Raw genomic sequence first — 19,793 nt, 5'->3', positions numbered from 1 at the left:
ATCAGTACGGAACAGTGATCATGACGAACATTGCAGTGGCAGTCGAAAAGACGGCCGAGGGAAATGATTTTCCTGAACAGTCCCCAGAGCATGCCCCGGAACACGCCGGAGAACACGCCGGAGAACACGCCGGAGAACACGCCGGAGAATACACCCGCATCGGCGAGATGGCTCGGGAGTTTGGCGTAACCCTGCGCGCCCTGCGCTTTTATGAAGACAAGGGGCTTTTGCAGCCCGAGCGCGCCGGCACGACCCGTCTTTATTCCCGCACGGACAAGCTGCGCCTGCAGCATATCCTGCTCGGTCGGAAGATCGGCTTCTCGCTGAACGACATCAAGGAAGTGCTCGACATGCACGAGCCGGATGGCGGAAACGTGAAGCAGCTTCAGCTCGTTCTGAAGAAGTCCGAACGCCAGATGGTCCGGCTCGAGAAGCAGCGCGCTTCCATCGATGACGCGATCTCCGAGCTGAAGACCCTGATCGGCGAGGTCTCGACCCGCCTGGACGGTGCATCGCCCCTGCGCGACGCAGGCTGACCACCTCCGCCAGCTACCCCTCTTTCCTTCCGGTTCATCACAAGACCCCGCGCGGACACGCACCGCGCGGGGTCTTGTCGTGCGCTGCGTCGTTTTTGACGTTTACGCAAACGTCAAAATTTGTTAGAGCGACTGTAACGCTGCGCGAATGGCCTCTTCGCGCCTTTGTTACGAGAGCTGGAGGATTCTCATGCCAACCTATCAGGCGCCCGTGCGCGACACGCTGTTCGTGCTGAACGATGTTCTGGGCTATGGCAATCACGACAATCTGCCGGGCTTCGCCGACGCCTCGCCCGACATTGTCGAGGCGATTCTCAGCGAAGGCGCGAAACTGGCTGAGAACGTCATACAGCCGCTCAACCGCATCGGCGACATGGAAGGCTGCACCCGTCATGCCGATGGTTCGGTGACGACGCCCAAGGGCTTCGACGGCGCCTATCGTCAGTATTGCGAAGGCGGCTGGCTTGGCCTTTCCGTGCCGACGGAATATGGCGGCCAGGGCCTGCCCTACACGGTGCACACGGCGGTGAGCGAGTACCTCGTCTCGGCCAATATGGCGCTGATGATGTATCCGGGCCTCACACAGGGCGCCATCGCCGCGATCCTCGCGCATGGCACCGATGAGCAGAAGCAGAAATGGCTGCCGAAAATGGTGGAAGGCACCTGGACCGGCACCATGAACCTGACGGAGCCCCATTGCGGCACCGATCTCGGCCTTCTGAACTCCAAGGCCGTGCCGAACGGCGACGGCAGCTACCGGATTTCCGGCCAGAAGATCTTCATCTCGGCCGGCGAGCACGACATGGCCGAGAACATCATCCATCTGGTGCTTGCACGCATTGAGGGCGCGCCGGCGGGCGTGAAGGGCATCTCGCTCTTCATCGTGCCGAAGGTGATGGTCGATGACGAAGGCGCGCTGGGCGATGGCAATGCCGTTTCCTGCGGGGCAATCGAAGAGAAGATGGGCATCCACGGCAACGCCACCTGCGTCATGAATTATGACGAAGCCACCGGCTATCTTCTGGGGGAGGAGAATGGCGGCCTGAAAGCCATGTTCACGATGATGAACGAGGCGCGCCTTGGCGTCGGCCTGCAAGGCCATGCCATCGGCGAAGCCGCTTATCAGGGCGCGGTCGAATATGCCCGCGAGCGCCTGCAGGGCCGCGCGCTGACCGGACCGAAAGCGCCGGAGAAGAAGGCCGATCCGATCATCGTTCACCCGGATGTGCGCCGCAACCTGATGACCATCCGCGCCTTCAACGAGGCCGGCCGCGCGCTGATCCTCTGGACCGCGCTGAAATCCGATGTCGCCCATCTCTCCGAAGACGACAAGGAACGCGAGACGGCGTCCGACCACATGGCGCTGATGACGCCGGTGGTGAAAGGCGTGCTCACCGACAAGGGTTTCGAGCATGCGGTGATGGCGCAGCAGATGTTTGGCGGCCACGGCTACATCGAAGAGCATGGCATGAGCCAGTTCGTGCGCGATGCCCGCATCGCCATGATCTATGAGGGCGCGAACGGCATTCAGGCGCTCGACCTCGTGGGACGCAAGCTGCCCGCCAATGGCGGTCGCGCCGTGCAGGCCTTCTTCAAGGAAGTGGGCGATTTCTGCGAAGCGCACCGCGAAGACGAGACCATGGCCCCCTTTACCAAGGCGCTCAAGAAGGGCCTCAACGATCTGCAGGCCGCATCACTCTGGCTGATGCAGAACGCCGTTCAGAAGCCCGACAATGCGGGCGCTGCCTCCCATGACTACATGCACCTGATGGGCCTCGTGGCGCTCGGCTACATGTGGGGCCGCATGGTCAGGACGGCGCAGGAGCAGCTTGCCGCCGGGGCAAATGGCGACGCCGCCTTCCTCGAAGCCAAGATAACCACCGGACGCTACTTCATGGAGCGCGTCATGCCCGAGACCGCCGCGCATCTTGCGCGCCTTTCGAGCGGTGCGGACACCATGATGGCGCTTCCGGAAGAGGCGTTTTGACTGGCGTAACGGCCACACCCGTTCTAGCTTGCACGTGCCAGCGTGCAAGCCGGTCCCTGAGGAAGCGCGACGTGTCAGACCCGCAGCCCGACTTTGACCATCTCCGGCCCGCCGGCCCGCAGCGCACCTGAAGCGCCGAACAGATTCCGGGGCTGGCGATTGCCAGCCCTCTTTGAACCAATTGCACGACCCCGCGTTGGGTCCATAAAGCAGGGAGACCGATATGGCTGACGCTTATGTATATGACGCCGTGCGCACGCCGCGCGGACGCGGCAAGAAGGACGGTTCGCTGCACGAGGTGCCCGCCGTGCGCCTTGGCGCAAAAGTTCTTGAAGCCGTGCGCGACCGCAACGGCCTCGACACCGCAAAAGTGGACGACATCATTTTCGGCTGCGTCGATCCGGTCGGCGAAGCCGGTTCCGTGATCCCGCGCTCGGCTGCCTTCGAGGCGCGCTACGCGAACGCGGCTCCGGGCATACAGATCTCGCGCTTCTGCGCGTCGGGCCTCGACGCAATCAATCTGGGCGCGGCCAAGATTGCCGGCGGCTCCGACGAAATCGTCATTGCCGGCGGCGTGGAAAGCATGTCGCGCGTCGGCATGGGCATGTCCGGTGGCGCATGGTTCATGGACCCGTCCGTCGGCATTCCCTCCTATTTCATGCCGCAGGGCGTGTCTGCCGACCTGATCGCCACGAAATACGGCTTTTCCCGCGACGACGTGGACGCCTATGCGGTGGAAAGCCAGAAGCGCGCCAAGCACTCCTGGGACAAGGGTTATTTCAAGAAATCCGTGATCCCGGTGGAAGACCAGAACGGCCTGACCATTCTCGATCACGACGAGCACATGCGCCCCGGCACCGACATGCAGGCGCTTGGCCAGCTCAACCCCTCCTTCGTGATGCCGGGTGAAATGGGTGGTTTCGACGCCGTCGCCGTGCAGCGTTATCCGGAGCTTGAGAGCATCAACCACGTCCACCACGCCGGCAATTCGTCGGGCATCGTCGATGGCGCGGCCGCAGTGCTGCTCGGTTCGCGCAAGGCCGGCAAGTCCATGGGGCTGGAGCCGCGCGCAAAAATTCGCGCCTTCACCAATATCGGCTCCGAGCCAGCGATCATGCTGACCGGCCCGGTCGACGTAACGGAGAAGCTTCTCAAGAAAGCCCGGATGAAGCTTTCGGACATCGACCTGTTCGAGCTGAACGAGGCTTTTGCCTCGGTGGTGCTGCGCTACATGCAGGCTTTCGAGATCGACCACGAGCGGATCAATGTGAATGGCGGCGCAATCGCCATGGGCCACCCGCTCGGCGCAACCGGCGCGATGATCTTCGGCACGGTTCTCGACGAGCTGGAGCGCCGCAACCTGAATACGGCGCTTGTCACGCTGTGCATCGGCGCGGGCATGGGCACCGCAACCATCATCGAACGCGTTTGAGCTGTCGGGGAGAGATCAGACCATGACCGACTACAAGAACTTTACCGTTGACGTGGACGCAGACGGCGTCGCGCTCGTCACCTGGGACATGCCGGACCGCTCCATGAACGTCTTCACCGAAGAGGTGATGAACGAGCTGGATGCGATCATCGATCACGTTGCCGGCAGCGATGCGATCAAGGGCGCTGTCATCACCTCCGGCAAGGAGACCTTCTCCGGCGGCGCGGACCTGACCATGCTGCAGAAGATGCTCGGCCTGTTCGAGAAGGAAAAGGCAAACGACCGCAAGAAGGCGGTCAAGCTGCTGTTCGACAATGCCGGCCGCATGGGCTGGCTCTGGCGCAAGCTTGAAACCTCCGGCAAGCCCTGGGTCTCGGCCATCAACGGTACCTGCATGGGCGGTGCGTTCGAGCTGTCGCTCGCCTGCCATGGCCGTGTCGCAGCCGACAGCCCGGCAGTGAAGATGGCGCTTCCGGAAGTGAAAGTGGGCATCTTCCCCGGCGCGGGCGGCACCCAGCGCGTGCCGCGTCTGGCCAAGCCGCAGGAAGCCTTGCAAATGCTCACCACCGGCCAGACGCTGACGCCGCAGAAGGCGAAGGCCATGGGTCTGATCCACGAGATCGCCGCGCCGAAGAAACTGGTCGAGACCGCGAAGAAGATGATCCTCGACGGCCTCAGCCCGGTTCAGCCATGGGACGAGAAGGGCTTCAAACTGCCCGGCGGCCCCGTCTACTCGGCGGCGGGCGCGAATCTCTGGCCGCCGGCAATCGCCATTCTGCGCCGCGAGACCTACAACAACTACCCGGCAGCAGCCGCGATCCTGAAATGCGTCTATGAGGGCATGCTGGTGCCCTTCGAGACGGCGCTGACCATCGAGCAGCGCTATTTCACCGAGATCATGCAGACGACCGAAGCGAAGATGATGATCCGCTCGCTCTTCGTCTCGCTGCAGGAACTCAACAAGGGCGCGCGCCGCCCCGACGACGTGCCGGTCAGGAAGTTCAGGAAGATCGGCGTTCTCGGCGCGGGCTTCATGGGCGCGGGCATCGCCTTCGTCACGGCCAAGGCCGGCATTCCGGTCGTTCTGATCGACCGCGACACGGCGTCCGCTGAAAAGGGCAAGGCGCATTCCGCCGAGCTGATGGACAAGAGCATCAAGCGCGGCCGCGCCACCGCCGAGGACAAGGAAAAGCTCCTCTCGCTCATCACCCCGAGCGAGGATTATGCGGAGCTTGAAGGCTGCGATCTGGTGATCGAGGCCGTGTTCGAGGATTCGGAGATCAAGAAGGCGGCGACGGAGAAGGCCGAGGCCGTTCTGAAGCCGTCGGCCGTGTTCGCCTCCAACACCTCGACCATTCCGATCTCCGGCCTGGCGAAAAACTCCAAACGCCCGAAGAACTTCATCGGCATCCACTTCTTCTCGCCCGTCGACAAGATGATGCTGGTCGAGATCATCATGGGCAGGAAGACCGGCGACAAGGCGCTTGCCATGGCGATGGACTATGTGCGCGCCATCAAGAAGACGCCCATCGTGGTGAACGACACGCGCGGCTTCTACGTCAATCGCTGCGTCCTGCGCTACATGCAGGAGGCCTTCTCCATGGTCATTGAAGGCGTGCCCGCCCCGATGGTCGAGAATGCGGCGAAGATGGCTGGCATGCCGGTCGGCCCGCTTGCGCTCACCGATGAGACGGCTGTCGACCTCGCCCAGAAGATCATGAAGCAGACCGTGCGCGATCTTGGCCCCAAGGCCGTCGATCCGCGCCACATGGAGCTGATCGACACGCTGGTCGACAAGCATGGCCGCCTTGGCCGCAAGAATGGCAAGGGCTTCTATGACTATCCGGCAAAGCCCGCGAAGAAGCATCTGTGGGCCGGCCTGAAGGATCTCTATCCGCAGAAGAACCCGGACAAGATCGACGTCGAGGAATTGCAGGAGCGCTTCCTCGCCACGATCGCGCTGGAAGCGGCCCGCATCATGGAAGAAGGCATTGTCGTCGATCCGCGCGAGGCGGATGTCGGCTCCATTCTCGCCTTCGGCTTCGCGCCCTACACGGGCGGCGCCCTCTCCTATATCGACGGGATGGGAGCAGAAGCCTTCGTCGCCATGACCAAGCGCCTGCAGAAGAAGTACGGCAAGCAGTTCAAGGCTCCGAAACTCCTTCTGGACATGGCCGAGAGCGGCGAGACTTTCTACCAGCGCTTCGCGCCCGAAAAGGCGGCGGAGAAGAAGGCCGCCTGAGGCGCGCCGACTGAAATGAAAACCATCGTCCCGGGCGCTTTCCGCATCCGGGACGGTGAACAGGACAACACCCAAAAATCGCGTTTTCCCCAAAGCGCCTGAAGCGCTCTGATTTGTCGTTTTTGAGCAATTCCAGACGGAAAACCGGCTCCCGCTTTTCCTGGAATTGCTCTAGGACAAGCACCGACCGCAACGCCAACCTCCCCGGGATAGAAAATCATGTATGTCTGGATGCGTCTTCTTCGCGTGGCCGCCACACGCAAGAGCCGGGGCGTCTATCGGCTGGGCGACGAGAGCAAGCTTTCCTTCCGCTGCCTGCCCACCGACATCGACATGAACATCCACCTCAACAACGCCCGCTACATGATGCTGGCGGATATGGGGCGGATCGACATCTTCCTGCGCAGCGGGCTGGTCGCCGCAGCCCGCAAGCGCGGCTGGGCTCCCTTGCTCGGCGGCCTCCAGACGGCCTATGTGCGCGAGGTGCGCTTATGGCAGCGCTTCGAAGTCGTCTCCACCATCGAAACATGGGAAGACACGCAGATCATCGGCCAGCACCGTTTCGTGCTGGATGACGGGCGCGTTGCCGCCATGGTGCTGACCACGGGCGGGGTCTACGACAAGCGCGGCAAACGCTTCGTGCCGGTCGACGAGTTGATGCGCACGCTCGGCCACGATGGCGCGCCCCGTGCGCCCAATGCGGAAGAGAAAGCCTTCATCGCCTCGCATCAGGGGCTGCGCGCTCGCGCAAAAGTGTTGTCCTCACACCTTTAAGTCGCCAGACCGCATCGCTACTCTCCGGCCACCAACATGCACCGGAGACATCGATGACAGCGACCGTCGACTATTACTTCACTTCCGCTTCGCCCTTCACCTATCTCGGCCACCAGGCTCTGCGCACCGTGCTTTCCAAGCATGGCGCGGATGTGCGCGTGAAGCCGATCAACCTGATGGGTGTCTGGGAGATCTCCGGCGCAGTTCCCCCGCCCAAGCGCCCCCCGGTGCGCCAGCGCCAGCGGCTGGTGGAGATCCAGCGCATCGCCGATTTTCGCGGCCTGCCGATCAACAAGACGCCCAAACACTGGCCCGTCGACCCGGAGCTTTCCGACCGTGTGATCGCAGCACTAGCGGCAGAGGGCCATGACCCGCTGAGCTATATGGAGCGCGTCTTCGCCGCCGTGTGGGCCAATGAGGAAAACATTGCCGACCCGGACACGCTGACCAGATATCTGGAACTGGAGAAGTTCGACGCCGCGTCCATTCTGGAGAAGGCGCAAAGCGAGGCGATTGCCGAAATCCGCGCGCAGAACACCAGGGACGCCGTAGAGGCCGACGCGGTGGGCGTGCCCACCTTTGTGCTGAACGGCGAGGCCTTCTTCGGGCAGGACCGCGTCGAGTATCTCGACCATGCACTTGCGACAGGCCGTCAGCCGATCACGCCGTAAGCCTCAGCCTGTCTCACCCTCGGCCAGCGGCACGTCGATGCCCGCAAGTTCCGCAGCGGTGAGACGCGCCGCCCCCGCCCGCGCAAAGCGCAGCATCATCGCCTTGCGGGTGGCGGCGGCAAGGCGGTGCTCGTCCGGCTCGCGCAGGATCTCCGCGCCATAACCGTCCGACAGGATGAAACCGCATTCCTCGGGAAAAATCTCCGCCGGCACTTCCGGGTGGGTGGCGAAGAAGAAGCGGTCGGAGTGCAGGCGATAATCCGGCCATTTCCGGTCCACCCGAAAATCCTCCACCGACGACTTGATCTCGATGATCCAGATGTCGCCCTTCTTCGTCAGCGCCACGAGATCGGCGCGCCGGCCGGTGGCGAGCGTCAGCTCCGGCAGAACAACGGCGCCCATGGTGATGAGCAGGCGCTGCACGCCCCGGCGAATGACCATGGCGCGTTCCGACTGGCGACCATCGGCCAGCGGGTTGACGGGAATCGGTGAAATGATCGGCATGGAAATATTATGCCATCAACGGTGAGCCGCTTGAAGCGTCACTGCGCCCCGGCAATATCGTCCAGGATCGGACAATCGGGCCGGTTGTCGCCATGGCAGGCATTGATGAGTTTGCTCAGCGTGGCGCGCATGGCCTGCAGTTCCGCAATTTTCTCGTCGATTGCCACCACATGGGAAATGGCGATGCCGCGCACATCATGGCTCGCCCGGTGCTTGTCGCGGTAAAGCGTCATCAGCTGGCGGCATTCCTCGATGGCGAAGCCGAGACCGCGCGCGCGCTTCAGAAAGGTCAGGAAGTGCAGGTCTTCATCGCTGTAATCGCGGTAACCGTTTCCGGCCCGCGCCGGCGAAACAAGGCCGATTTCTTCATAATAGCGAATCGTCTTTGCTGGTAGGCCCGAACGACGGGCCGCCTCGCCAACGTTCATGACACGTCTCCTGAACTTCCACGCTTGCTGAATTCCGCCATCTGAAACTGGGGATTGTGTTGCGCGTTTGCAATATCACGCGGCAATAACGGGATTACGCAACGTAAGACGCATCCAAATCTTGTCATTTCATTAACCAGGAATTTAAGAATGATGGTCAAAGTGCGGCGCAATTCAGGCACACTTAACAAATTGGGGGACCGGGGGAACATATGAGATTCAAATCAATCGTCGTGGCTGCGGCACTGGGACTTGCAACCGCTCTTGCCGGGTGCACGACGGGTGGGCCTCTCAAGGTGTTCACCTCCGACTACGGTACGGTGAAGGATGCGGGCTACCAGCTGCCGCGCATTCCGATCAGCCAGGTTCCGCGAAAATATCATCGCCAGATCGTCTCCTACGAGACGAAGGAAAAGCCCGGCACGATCATCGTCGATACCAAGGACAAGTACCTCTATCTGGTGCAGGAAAACGGCAAGGCCATGCGCTACGGCATCGGCGTTGGCCGCGAAGGTTTTGAGTGGTCCGGAACGGCGCGCGTTGCGATGAAGCGCGAATGGCCCACCTGGACCCCGCCCGCAGCCATGATCGGCCGTCAGCCCGAGCTGGCGAAATGGCGCGGCGGCATGCCGCCCGGCCTGTCCAACCCGCTTGGCGCGCGCGCGCTCTATCTCTTTAACCGCAGCGGCGACACGGGCTATCGCCTGCACGGCACGCCGGAATGGCGCTCGATCGGCAAGGCAATGTCTTCCGGCTGCATCAGAATGATGAACCAGGACATCATCGACCTTTACAACCGTACCGAAATTGGTGCTAAAGTAATCGTTAAGCGGTAGTAACCGTCTCAGCAACAGGGGTCGGCCTTGGTCGACCCTGAAAAAAACCGGGCCTCAGAGCCCGGTTTTTTCGTATCTCGATTTTTATCGATCAAGGTCAGACGACCTGTTCGACCTCCCGGACTTCCGGCACGAAGTGGTGCAGAAGGTTCTGGATGCCGTGCTTCAGCGTCGCCGTGGAAGACGGACAACCGGCGCAGGCACCTTTCATGTGCAGGAAAACCGTGCCCTTCTCATAACCGCGGAAGGTGATGTCGCCGCCATCCTGCGCCACAGCCGGACGCACACGCGTCTCCAGAAGCTCCTTGATGGTGGAGACGATGGCCTCGTCGGCCTCGTCGTAGAACTCGCCATCCTCGGAGGCAGGCAGGCCCGGACCGCCCGTGGCCATGACCGGCTGACCGGACATGAAATGCTCCATGATCGTGCCGAGAATGGCCGGCTTCAGATGCTGCCAGTCGGGACCGTCTTCCTTCGTGACCGTGATGAAGTCGTAGCCGTAGAACACGCCCGTCACGCCGGGCACGGCAAAGAGGCGCTCTGCCAGAGGCGATGCCTCTGCGGCCGTTTCCGCCTGACGGAAATCGGCGGTGCCTTCTTCAAGAACAACACGGCCAGGCAGGAATTTCAGCGTCGCGGGATTGGGAGTCGCTTCGGTCTGAATGAACATTGTAACTTTCCGATCTGGCGTTTCTTGGAATAATTCTAAAATAAGCAGAAAGCCTGCCGCATTCAAGCATGCATGTGGCCAGACCGCCCTGCGCCATGCCGACGCAGAAAAGACGACCCGAACCACTGGGGAAGCATCGGAACAGCCGAAAACGGGGGCCGCTTTCGGTCCGGCGCTCCGGAGCACATATGGGAAGCGCCCCGCCCCTATGCCAGGCTTTCGATTTCCTCGTCGCTCAGATTCTGCGGCACGACCGTGACGGGAATCGGGAACGCGGCCGTTTTCCCGGCGATGGAGGAGACGAGCGGACCCGGCCCTTCCTTGGAGCTGCCGGCGGCCAGAACCAGGATCGCAATGTCCTGATCCTCTTCGATCAGCTTGTGGATCTCGTCGGCCGATGCGCCTTCACGCACCACCAGTTCCGGCTCGATGCCGACCGTTTCGCGCACCTTGGTGGCGTGGGTGTCGAGCGCGGCGTTTGCCGTCGCGGTCGATTCTTCCCGCATGATCTGCTCGACGCCGAGCCAGTGCTGAAAATCGCCCGGCTCGATGACGAAGAGAAGGACGAGCGCGCCGCTGGTGGCCTGGGCGCGCCGCGCCGCATAGGCCACGGCCCGTTCGCATTCCGGAGTGTCATCGATGATGGCAAGGAACTTGCGGCGGTGCCCTGCCTCGCGGATCAGTCGCTTAGAGACCATTCACACGTCCTGTGTTGCAGGCGAGTGCCCCGCCCCATTCCGCGCAATCTGCCATCGCGAAAGGGTTTCGGCAAGACGATGCGTAAAAGGGGCTCACCCGTCGATGAGCCCGATGATTTCACGCACCATCTTCATGGTCGTCTCGGCCTTTTCGCGCGCCCGGCCCGCGCCCTCGCGCAGAACGCCGTCGATATAGGCCGGGTCGGCCAGGATGCGGCGCATCTCGCCGGCGATGGGGGCGAGTTTGTCCACGGCAAGTTCGGCCAGAGCCGGCTTGAACTCGGAGAACTGGCGACCGCCGAACTCAGACAGCACATCGGCCTTGGAGACGCCGGACAGCGCGGCATAGATGCCGACAAGGTTTTGCGCCTCGGGACGGTCGGCCAGACCGTCGACCTCGGACGGCAGAGCCTCGGGGTCCGTCTTCGCCTTGCGGATCTTCTTGGCGATGGCGTCGGAGTCGTCGGTCAGGTTGATGCGCGACAGGTCGGACGGGTCCGACTTCGACATCTTCTTGGAACCGTCGCGCAGGCTCATCACCCGCGTGATCGCGCCTTCGATAAGCGGCTCGGTGAGCGGGAAAAAGCCGTTCACCTTCTCTTCGCCGACTTCCATCTCGACCCCATAGCCAAGCTCGGCAATGCGCTGGGAGAAGTCGTTGTTGAATTTCTGCGCAATGTCGCGCGTCAGCTCAAGGTGCTGCTTCTGGTCGTCGCCCACCGGCACGTGGGTGGCGCGGTAGACGAGAATGTCAGCGGCCATGAGGCTCGGATAGGCGAGCAGACCAAGCGAGGCGTTCTCGCGGTCCTTGCCGGCCTTGTCCTTGAACTGCGTCATGCGGTTCATCCAGCCGATGCGCGCAACGCAGTTGAAGATCCATGCGAGTTCGGCGTGCTGCAGCACCTGGCTCTGGTTGAAGACGATGTTCTTCTTCGGGTCGATGCCGCTCGCCAGGAAGGCGGCGGTGATCGAGCGCGTCTGGTCGGCCAGATCGGCATGCGCCATGGTCGCGGTCAGCGAGTGCAGATCGACGACGCAATAGATGCACTCATGACTGTCCTGCAACGCCACAAACTTCTGCAGCGCGCCCAGATAGTTGCCGAGGTGAAGATTGCCCGTCGGCTGAACGCCGGAGAAGACGAGCTCCTTGAATTCGCTCATGGATCTTTCCTGAATGCCTTTTGGAGCGCGAAAACCGCGCGCCTTGGCTTATGAACGACGCGAAACCGGCAATCAAGCCCCACGGGCCGATTGCGTTTCCGCGCCACCGGCCGGAAGCGTCTTGCCGCGCGGCGCAAGCCCCACCAGAAGGCCCGTGCGGCCGGGCAGCCATTCGGCCGCGATGGCGAACAGGAAGGAGCCTGCAAACGTCGCGATCAGCACCAGCGCATATTCGGTCCAGACATCGAGCCCGAGCGGCAGCACGTAGTAAAGCGCCGCCACCACCACGGTCTGATGCACGATGTAGAGCGGGAAGACCTTGCGGTTGAGCCATGCGACAACGGCGCTCGGCGCGTTGAGATATCTCGCCGAGAAGCCGCACAGCGCCAGGATCATCGTCCATGCGAGCGCCATGAGCAGCGTCTTGAAAAGCGGCGTCATGGCCTCGTAATCACCAATGGAGAAGCCGCCCGCGCCCGTCCAGGAGAAGAGGTAAAGCGCCACAGTCAGCGCCATGGCAAGCGCAGCACTTCGCCAGCGCAGGGCGATTACATTGCCAATCAGCGCCTGATGATAACGCGCGAAGAGAAAGCCCAGCCCGAACCAGCTGGCCCACACCGCAAACCATGCCCCGTCATTGTAGAGCGCATTGGTCTGGCGCGGGAAAATGGGCGACAGCGCGAGGTTGAGCACAAGCGGCAGAAGGAAAAGCAGATAGACCCACCCCGATGCGGCAACCCGCTGGAACCAGTCATTCACCGGCTTCATGAAGGGCTGATCGATCAGCCGGAACACCGGATAGCAGACGAAGGTCATCGCCAGCAGATAGGCAACGAACCACATATGCGCCCATGTGAAATTGCCGTCTGGATATTTGCCTTCGGTGAAATAACGCGTGAGCCAGAAGGTCAGGAACGAGCCCTGATAGCCATCTTCATACATGCGCTCATACCAGACCTGCGGCACGATGATGACGCACATGGCGAAGATCAGCGGCGGGAAAAGCCGCATAAACCGGCCCGTCAGGAAACCGAGATCGTGGCAGCGGCGATAGACGAACCACGTGCCCATGCCCGACACGAAGAACAGGAGCGCCAGCCGCCAGGCGCGCGGGAACTTCATGATCAGCGACAGCGCGGCGCTGCCTTCCGGCGCTTCGATCAGCCATTTCATGTCCGGAAAGAACGCCACCGACGCATGGTAGACGATCAGCAGCATGAACGCCGAGACGCGCAGGAAATCGATATAGTAGAGCCGTTGCTGCATGCCTCTCCCCCGAAATGGCAAAGGCGATGCTACACGCACCGCCTTCGAATTCCGTTAATGAGAGGGATGAGCGGTCTCAGGCGTTTTTGCGCCGGCGGCGCGCAACGCGGGCAAGCTCGCCCCGGTCGACCCCGCCCGTGAGAAGGGCGACGCCGAAATAGGCAACCACCGCCACACCGACAATGGCGGCGACCGTGAGAATGCGCACGATCAGCAGATCGTGGCCGACGAATTGCGGCAGGGCCGCGAGCAGCGCCCACACGACGCCTCCCATCACCACGCTTGCAACCAGCATGAATGTGATCCGCCTGAGCGTGACGGGCGAAGGCCGGAAATCGCCCCGCCACCAGAGTGTCGCCGCCAGAAGCAGGACATTGACCCATGCCGAAAGCGCCGTCGCCCCGGCAATCGCCACATGGCCATAGACGGGGAAGAAAAGCAGGCTCGCCGCAATGTTGACCACGACCGTGACCAGCGAGAACCACATCGGCGTGCGCATGTCTTCACGCGCGAAGAAGGCCGGCTGAAAAACCTTGGTCAGCACATAGGCCGGCAGGCCGCTGGCAAAGGCGGCGAGTGCCGCAGCCGTCATCGCCGTGTCGATGGCGGTGAACTGGCCGCGCTCGTAAAGAACAGCGACGATGGGCGCCGGCATCACCATCAGCCCGACGGCAGCCGGCAATGTGAGCCCCAGCGCGAACTCCATCGACCGGTTCTGCAAATGCTGTGCGTCGGCCTGATCGCCGGCCTTCAGCGCGCGCGAAAGTTCTGGCAAAAGCACCACCCCCACCGCGATGCCGATCACGCCCAGCGGCAACTGGTTGATGCGGTCGGCGAAGTTCAGGAGGCCGATGGCGTTTTCCTGCGTGGAGGCGATGATCTGCCCGACCAGAAGATTGATCTGCATGATGCCGCCGGTCAGGAGCGCTGGCGCCATCAGCACCAGGAGGCGCTTGACGCCCGGCGTGAGACGCGGGCGACGCACCCGCATGGAATAGCCTGCCCGCCGCGCGCCCTGAATGAGGAAAAAGAGCTGCGCCAGACCCGACGCGAACACGCCCCAGGCAAGCCATACACCCGTCTGACGCGGATCGAACTCCCAGAAGAGTGCGGCCAGAAGAACGCCGATCAGGATCACATTGAGCAGCGTCGGCACCAGCGCGGCCAGAAAATAATGCCGCATCGCATTGAGGATGCCGGAAAACATGGCCACCAGCGACATGCAGAACAGATAGGGGAACATGATCCGCGTCATGACCACCGTCAGATCGAACTTCTCCGGCGACGCCGCAAAGCCCGGTGCGATGATGGTGGAGACCAGAAACGGCATTGCGAGCATCGCCGCCGCCGAAAGCGCCAGAAGCACCGTCATCAGAACGGCCAGCACATCTTCGCCGAACCGGCGCGCGGCCTCCACGCCGCCGCCCTCCATCTCCTTGGCGAAGAGCGGGATGAAGGCGGTGTTGAACGCACCCTCGGCAAAGAGCCGCCGGAACAGGTTCGGAAAGCGGAACGCGGCGTAAAAGGCGTCCGTCACCGGACCAACGCCGATGGCGGCGGCAATCAGCGCCTCGCGCGCAAAGCCGAGAATGCGACTGGCCATGGTGGCGCTGCCAACGCTGGCGAATTTTCCGATAAGGCTCATGGATGGAAAGACCTGAAAATGGGGGCCGGACAGGGGCTGCAATTGGAACGATGGTGACGCTGAGATGCGCTGGCATGGCCCCTCGGGTCAAGCCCGAGGGTGACGAACGTCATGGGTGGCCTGTGCGGCACAGCATCCAAACGCCGGCAAACACCACCCCTTTTCGTCATCCTCGCTCCCTCTTCGTCATCCTCAGAGCTCCTGCACCATCCCGGACCACCATCATCAGCCCGGCCGTTTTCGCAATGGTCAGACGCTCTTCCTCACCCCGAACCACCTTCATCGTCCTCTGAGCTCCTGCGTCATCCCTGGCCACCATCGTCAGCCCCGGCCATTTTCGCGCCCCTCAGGCGTCCGCCATCATCTCAGGCGCTCGCCCTCACGGCCCCACCCTTCGTCATCCTCGGGCCTGACCCGAGGATCCATGCCGGAACACTGCTCCCCCGCCACCCTGCGAGATAAAGCCCACCACCCCGTTCATTCGGCAGCCGCCTGCGACTTGCCCTTTGCCGGACGCTCCACCCTGCTCTCCAGCGTCTTGAGAAGAGCCGTGCGGATAGCCTCCAGCCGGTCGGCGCTGACGATCTTCTGGCCCGTCAGATCGGTGACGTAGAACGTGTCGATGACCTTTTCGCCAAAGGTGGTGATGTGCGCCGAGGCAATGTCCAGCGACAGGTCGGAAAGCGTTTCGGTCAGTTCCGAAAGCAGGCCCGGCCGGTCGAGCCCCTTCACTTCCACCACGGAAAAACGGTTCGACAGCGTGTTGCCGATCTCCACCCGTGGCTGAACCCGGAAAGCCTTTGTGCCACGGCGCGGCTTTGCGCGCTTCTCGATCACCTCGGGCAGGTAGGACTTGCCGGACAGGACATCCTCAATGAGCCTGCGCACACTTTCCGCACGCCGGCGCTCATCCGCATCGAAATCGAACTCGCGGCTGATCAGGATCGTGTCCAGCGCGCGGCCATGCGTTGTGGTGAAGATCTGCGCATCGACAATGTTCGCCCCCGCCGCCGAACACGCCCCTGCGATGATCGACAGGAGACGCGGATGGTCGGGCGCAAAGATGGTGATCTCGGTCACCGCCTCGAATGTGTGCGGCTTGACCATGGTGGCAAGCGGACGCTCTTCCTTCTCCGCTTCGCGGATGAAATCCGCATGGCGCAACTGGTCTTCCAGATCGACGGCGAGCAGATAGGCCGAGTAATGGAGGCCGAGATAGTCCTCGATCTCCTTTTCCTGCCAGCCGTTTTCTGCAAGGGCTGCGGCAAGCCGCAGGCGTGCTTCCTCGGCGCGGGTGGCGCGCGAGGCTTCCGAGAAACCGCCGGTCAAAAGCACTTCGGTTTCATAATAGAGCGTGCGCAGGAGCTGCCCCTTCCAGCCGTTCCAAACGCCGGGGCCGACGCCGCGAATATCGCACACGGTCAGCACCAGAAGCAGTTTCAGCCGCTCTACCGACTGCACCTTGTCGGCAAAATCCTGAATCGTCTTGCGGTCGTTCAGATCGCGCGTCTGGGCGACCATGGACATGTCGAGATGATGTTCCACCAGCCAGGCGATCATCTCTGTTTCCTTGGGATCGAACCCCATATGCGGGCACAGCCTGCGGGCGATGCGCGCGCCCGCGATCTCGTGGTCTTCGGGCCGCCCCTTGGCGATGTCGTGCAGAAGCACCGTGGTGTAGAGCACCTCGCGCCACGATTTCAGCGACGGCATCAGCGAGTGCGAGAGCGGATGCAGCTTCTCCCCGTCGCCATGCTCGATTTCCGAAAGCACGCCGATGCAGCGGATCAGATGTTCATCGACCGTGTAGTGGTGGTACATGTTGAACTGCATCATCGCCACGATCTTGTTGAAATCGGGGATGAGCTTGCCGAGCACGCCGGCCTCGTTCATGCGACGCATGTTGAGCGCGGGATCGCGGTCTGACGTCAGCACGTCCATGAACAGGCGATTGGCTTCCCTGTCGCGCCGCAGATTGCGATCGATCAGCTTCAGCGAGCGCGTGAGCAGCTTCAGCGCCTCGGGGTGATATTCGAGCCCGTGCCGGTCCGCGAACCAGAACAGCCGCAACAGGTTCACCGGATCGCGCTCGAAAACGCCTTCATCCGCCACGTTGATGCGGTGATTGTCGACGATGAAATCGCTGGTGCCGGCAAGTTTGCGCCGCCGCCGCGAGAAATTCATGAAGAAGCGGTTGAAGCCGGGCACATGCTTGCCCTGCTCCTCCTCCAGCGCTGCGCAGAAGATGCGCGTCAGGTCGCCCACGCCCTTGGCCGTCAGGAAGTAGTGCTTCATGAAGCGCTCGACATCCGAGAGGCCGGGATGGCTCAGATAGCCAAGCCGCTCGGCGATATCGCGCTGAATGTCGAAATGCAGCCGCTCCTCCGCCTTGCCGGTGAGGAAGTGCATGTGGCAGCGCACAGCCCAGAGAAAATCCTCGGCCTTGCGGAACTGGAGATATTCCTTGCGCGTGAAAACGCCCTGCCCCACCAGATCCTCCGCGCGGCGCACGCGGTAGAAATATTTGCCGATCCAGAACAGCGTGTGCAGATCGCGCAGGCCACCCTTGCCGTCCTTCACATTCGGCTCGACCAGATAGCGGCTTTCGCCCGCCTTGGCGTGGCGCAGGTCGCGCTCGGCGAGCTTGGCCTGGCTGTATTCCGCGCCCGTGTCCTTCACCACTTCTTCGTCAAAGCGGGTGACCATCTCTTCATAGAGAGGTTTTTCGCCACAGATGAAGCGTGCTTCCAGAACCGCGGTGCGGATCGTCATGTCGGTGCGCGCCTGGCGGATGCACTCATCGATGTTGCGGGTGGCGTGGCCGACTTTCAGCCCCATGTCCCACAGCATGTAGAGCACATATTCCACGATCTGCTCGCCCCAGGGCGTCTGTTTGTAGGGAAGCAGGAAAAGCAGGTCGATGTCGGAACCCGGCGCAAGCGTGCCGCGCCCATAGCCGCCAACGGCGACAATCGCCAGACGCTCGGCGGAAGACGGGTTTTGCATGGGATAGACATGCGTGGCGGCGAAGTGGTGCAGCTCGGTGATCACCACGTCCATCAAATGCGACAGCCGCGCCGCGCAGGCCGTGCCGCCGCCATCGTTCATGAGCATGGTTTCGGCCGCCTTGCGGCCTGCCGCGATGTGCGCCTTCAGCGACGCCATCACCTTCGAGCGCAGCTCTGAGCCGCCCGTGTTTTCTGCAAAACTGTCCAGTTCGGCGCGCAATGCCGCGCCATCGACGATCTGATCGAGCTTGAGTGGAACCTTGGCCATGAGCATCCCGGATTGGCGGCGCTGTATAGCGTGTTTTCGCGCGCCGCGAAACGACTGTCAAAAGATGCGGTTGCAGCGCTGACGCCCTGCCGCTATGTCGCACGGGTTTCGCACACCAAGGACACGGGTTTCAAATGGAGCTTCCCGCCCCGCTGCGCCAGGCAGTCGACGCGTTTCTGGAAGGCACGCCGCTTTCCGAAATTCAGGGCGCTGCCCAGCGCCTTTCGAAGCGCTACCGCGCCGAAACCCGCGATGGCAGCCTGCATGTGGGCGATGCGCTCGCCGCCAAGGCCTATCTGGCAACCCGCCTGCCCGCCACCTTTGCCGCCGTGCGCCAGTGCCTTTCGGAAACGGCCGCCCGGCGTGAGGATTTCGCGCCATCGCGCCTGCTCGATGTGGGCGCCGGCCCCGGAACCGCGCTCTGGGCGGCCCGCGCCGAATGGCCGGAGCTCGGCGCGGCCACGCTGGTGGAAACCAGCCGTGCGATGCGTGACGCCGGTGCAAAACTGGCCGAAGCGCTCTCCATCGACACGGACTGGCAGGCAGCCAGCGTGAAAGACGGGCTTGCGGACATCGCGCCGGCGGATCTCGTGACGCTCTGCTATGTGCTGGACGAGCTTGCCCCGGCAGCGCGCAATGCGCTGGTGGACCGCCTCTGGGCGCTGACCGCCGACACGCTGGTAATCGTCGAGCCCGGAACGCCTGCCGGCTGGCAGCGCATTCTTGCCGCGCGCGACCGGCTGACTGCTCTTGGCGGGCACATTCTGGCCCCCTGCCCGCACCATGCGCCCTGCCCGGTGAAAGCGCCCGACTGGTGTCATTTCTCACGCCGCGTCGCACGCTCGCGCCTGCACCGCACCGCCAAGGGCGGCGAAGTGCCGTGGGAAGACGAGAAGTTCAGCTATCTGGCGGTTTCACGCCATGCGCCCGACGACCGCCCCGACCGCGTGCTCGCCCCGCCGAAAACGGCCAGCGGCATGGTGCGCCTGAAACTGTGCACCAGCGACGGCGCACTGGACGAACGCCTCGTCACCCGCCGCGAAGGCCGCACCTTCAAAGCCGCCCGCAAAGCCGACTGGGGCGACGCGCTTTAGGGGCGCTGGAGGGGTTGGGATGCTCAGGCATGGATCCTCGGGTCAAGCCCGAGGATGACGAAGGGAGGAATGTTCTCCACCCCGGCCCGGATACGGTTGCGAACAAGCGTCTAAACACACTCGTCATCCTCGGGCTTGACCCGAGGATCCATGCCTGACCGTCAAAGCGTCACGACCAACCCCACCCACGCAAAAGCTCGTTCCATTCGGGATTGGTTTTCTCGATCAAATCGATCTTCCACTGACGCGACCAGCGTTTCAGCGACTTCTCGCGCTGAATGGCGTCGCGCATATCGAAATGCTCTTCGTACCAGACAAGCCGGGTGACCCCAAACCGACTGGTGAAGCCAGGCATCTGGCCCGCCTTGTGCTCGACGATACGCCGCCCCAGATCGTTGGTAACGCCGATATAGATCGTTCCCCGTTTCTGGCTTGCGAGCATGTAGACATAGCCGGTCACAGAACAGCCTTTCCCGTTCAACCCGGCAATAACACCTCAGCAGGGGAACATCGGCAAGCGCAACCCGTCTCTTCGTCATCCTCGGCTCAAGCCGAGAATGACCAGTATGTTCT

General features: G+C 62.5%; 17 protein-coding genes. 8 read left to right on the top strand and 9 right to left on the bottom strand.

Going from position 1 to position 19,793, the window contains the following annotated elements:
• Positions 1-20 precede the first annotated feature (20 nt).
• The 6 genes from ACRTG1_RS04960 (at position 21) to ACRTG1_RS04935 (ending at position 7,642) form a co-directional block, all read left to right on the top strand.
• Positions 21-536 carry a MerR family transcriptional regulator gene (locus ACRTG1_RS04960; RefSeq protein ID WP_432515838.1) on the top strand — a complete coding sequence of 172 codons (516 nt, stop codon included), beginning with the start codon at positions 21-23 and terminating at the stop codon, positions 534-536.
• 190 nt (positions 537-726) lie between these two features.
• Positions 727-2,523, top strand: a complete 1,797-nt coding sequence (locus ACRTG1_RS04955) for an acyl-CoA dehydrogenase C-terminal domain-containing protein (RefSeq protein WP_432515837.1) — start codon at positions 727-729, stop codon at positions 2,521-2,523.
• A gap of 223 nt (positions 2,524-2,746) precedes the next feature.
• A complete protein-coding gene (locus ACRTG1_RS04950) occupies positions 2,747-3,955 on the top strand; it encodes an acetyl-CoA C-acetyltransferase (protein WP_297564251.1) in 1,209 nt (402 codons plus the stop codon).
• A gap of 22 nt (positions 3,956-3,977) precedes the next feature.
• On the top strand, positions 3,978-6,197 hold the full coding sequence (locus ACRTG1_RS04945; RefSeq protein ID WP_432515836.1) for a 3-hydroxyacyl-CoA dehydrogenase NAD-binding domain-containing protein: 2,220 nt from the start codon (positions 3,978-3,980) through the stop codon (positions 6,195-6,197).
• A 219-nt stretch (positions 6,198-6,416) separates the two neighbouring features.
• On the top strand, positions 6,417-6,971 hold the full coding sequence (locus ACRTG1_RS04940) for a thioesterase family protein (protein WP_113153961.1): 555 nt from the start codon (positions 6,417-6,419) through the stop codon (positions 6,969-6,971).
• Positions 6,972-7,024: 53 nt separating this feature from the next.
• Complete coding sequence (locus tag ACRTG1_RS04935) at positions 7,025-7,642, top strand: 2-hydroxychromene-2-carboxylate isomerase (protein WP_432515835.1); 618 nt, start codon at positions 7,025-7,027, stop codon at positions 7,640-7,642.
• A 3-nt stretch (positions 7,643-7,645) separates the two neighbouring features.
• On the opposite strand, the gene ACRTG1_RS04930 is transcribed toward ACRTG1_RS04935, so the two are convergent.
• Positions 7,646-8,146, bottom strand: coding sequence for an MmcB family DNA repair protein (locus ACRTG1_RS04930; RefSeq protein WP_113153959.1), 501 nt, complete (start codon positions 8,144-8,146; stop codon positions 7,646-7,648).
• A 38-nt stretch (positions 8,147-8,184) separates the two neighbouring features.
• Positions 8,185-8,574, bottom strand: coding sequence for a Cu(I)-responsive transcriptional regulator (cueR, locus tag ACRTG1_RS04925; protein WP_113153958.1), 390 nt, complete (start codon positions 8,572-8,574; stop codon positions 8,185-8,187).
• A gap of 212 nt (positions 8,575-8,786) precedes the next feature.
• Here cueR and ACRTG1_RS04920 point away from each other — a divergent pair, with 212 nt between their 5' ends.
• The gene (locus ACRTG1_RS04920) at positions 8,787-9,410 is read left to right on the top strand and encodes a L,D-transpeptidase (RefSeq protein ID WP_113153957.1); all 624 of its coding nucleotides are present in this window, start codon (positions 8,787-8,789) and stop codon (positions 9,408-9,410) included.
• A 97-nt stretch (positions 9,411-9,507) separates the two neighbouring features.
• Here ACRTG1_RS04920 and ACRTG1_RS04915 read toward each other — a convergent pair whose 3' ends face one another.
• The 6 genes from ACRTG1_RS04915 to ACRTG1_RS04890 all read right to left on the bottom strand — a co-directional run bounded on the left by ACRTG1_RS04915 (position 9,508) and on the right by ACRTG1_RS04890 (position 18,126).
• Positions 9,508-10,080, bottom strand: a complete 573-nt coding sequence (locus ACRTG1_RS04915) for a NifU family protein (RefSeq protein WP_113153956.1) — start codon at positions 10,078-10,080, stop codon at positions 9,508-9,510.
• Between the two features lie 206 nt (positions 10,081-10,286).
• Positions 10,287-10,778 carry a universal stress protein gene (locus ACRTG1_RS04910; protein ID WP_113153955.1) on the bottom strand — a complete coding sequence of 164 codons (492 nt, stop codon included), beginning with the start codon at positions 10,776-10,778 and terminating at the stop codon, positions 10,287-10,289.
• A 93-nt stretch (positions 10,779-10,871) separates the two neighbouring features.
• On the bottom strand, positions 10,872-11,939 hold the full coding sequence (gene trpS / locus ACRTG1_RS04905) for a tryptophan--tRNA ligase (protein WP_206553572.1): 1,068 nt from the start codon (positions 11,937-11,939) through the stop codon (positions 10,872-10,874).
• Positions 11,940-12,011: 72 nt separating this feature from the next.
• Positions 12,012-13,205, bottom strand: coding sequence for an acyltransferase family protein (locus ACRTG1_RS04900; protein ID WP_432515834.1), 1,194 nt, complete (start codon positions 13,203-13,205; stop codon positions 12,012-12,014).
• Between the two features lie 76 nt (positions 13,206-13,281).
• Entirely contained in the window at positions 13,282-14,850 is a 1,569-nt protein-coding gene (murJ, locus tag ACRTG1_RS04895) for a murein biosynthesis integral membrane protein MurJ (protein WP_432515833.1), read from the bottom strand.
• A 477-nt stretch (positions 14,851-15,327) separates the two neighbouring features.
• Positions 15,328-18,126 (bottom strand): [protein-PII] uridylyltransferase, encoded by a 2,799-nt coding sequence (locus tag ACRTG1_RS04890; RefSeq protein WP_432515832.1) that lies wholly within the window; start codon positions 18,124-18,126, stop codon positions 15,328-15,330.
• A gap of 134 nt (positions 18,127-18,260) precedes the next feature.
• Here ACRTG1_RS04890 and ACRTG1_RS04885 point away from each other — a divergent pair, with 134 nt between their 5' ends.
• A complete protein-coding gene (locus ACRTG1_RS04885) occupies positions 18,261-19,220 on the top strand; it encodes a small ribosomal subunit Rsm22 family protein (protein WP_432515831.1) in 960 nt (319 codons plus the stop codon).
• 169 nt (positions 19,221-19,389) lie between these two features.
• Here the strand turns inward: ACRTG1_RS04885 and ACRTG1_RS04880 are convergent, their stop codons facing one another.
• Positions 19,390-19,680 carry a GIY-YIG nuclease family protein gene (locus ACRTG1_RS04880; protein ID WP_432515830.1) on the bottom strand — a complete coding sequence of 97 codons (291 nt, stop codon included), beginning with the start codon at positions 19,678-19,680 and terminating at the stop codon, positions 19,390-19,392.
• Between the last annotated feature and the right edge of the window lie 113 nt (positions 19,681-19,793).

The organism is Nitratireductor sp. PBL-C9 (assembly GCF_050877045.1).
In the GTDB taxonomy this organism is placed as follows: Bacteria; Pseudomonadota; Alphaproteobacteria; order Rhizobiales; family Rhizobiaceae; genus Nitratireductor; species Nitratireductor aquimarinus.
Note: the sequence above shows the minus strand (reverse complement) of the source record. Positions and strands in the feature narration are given on the sequence as shown.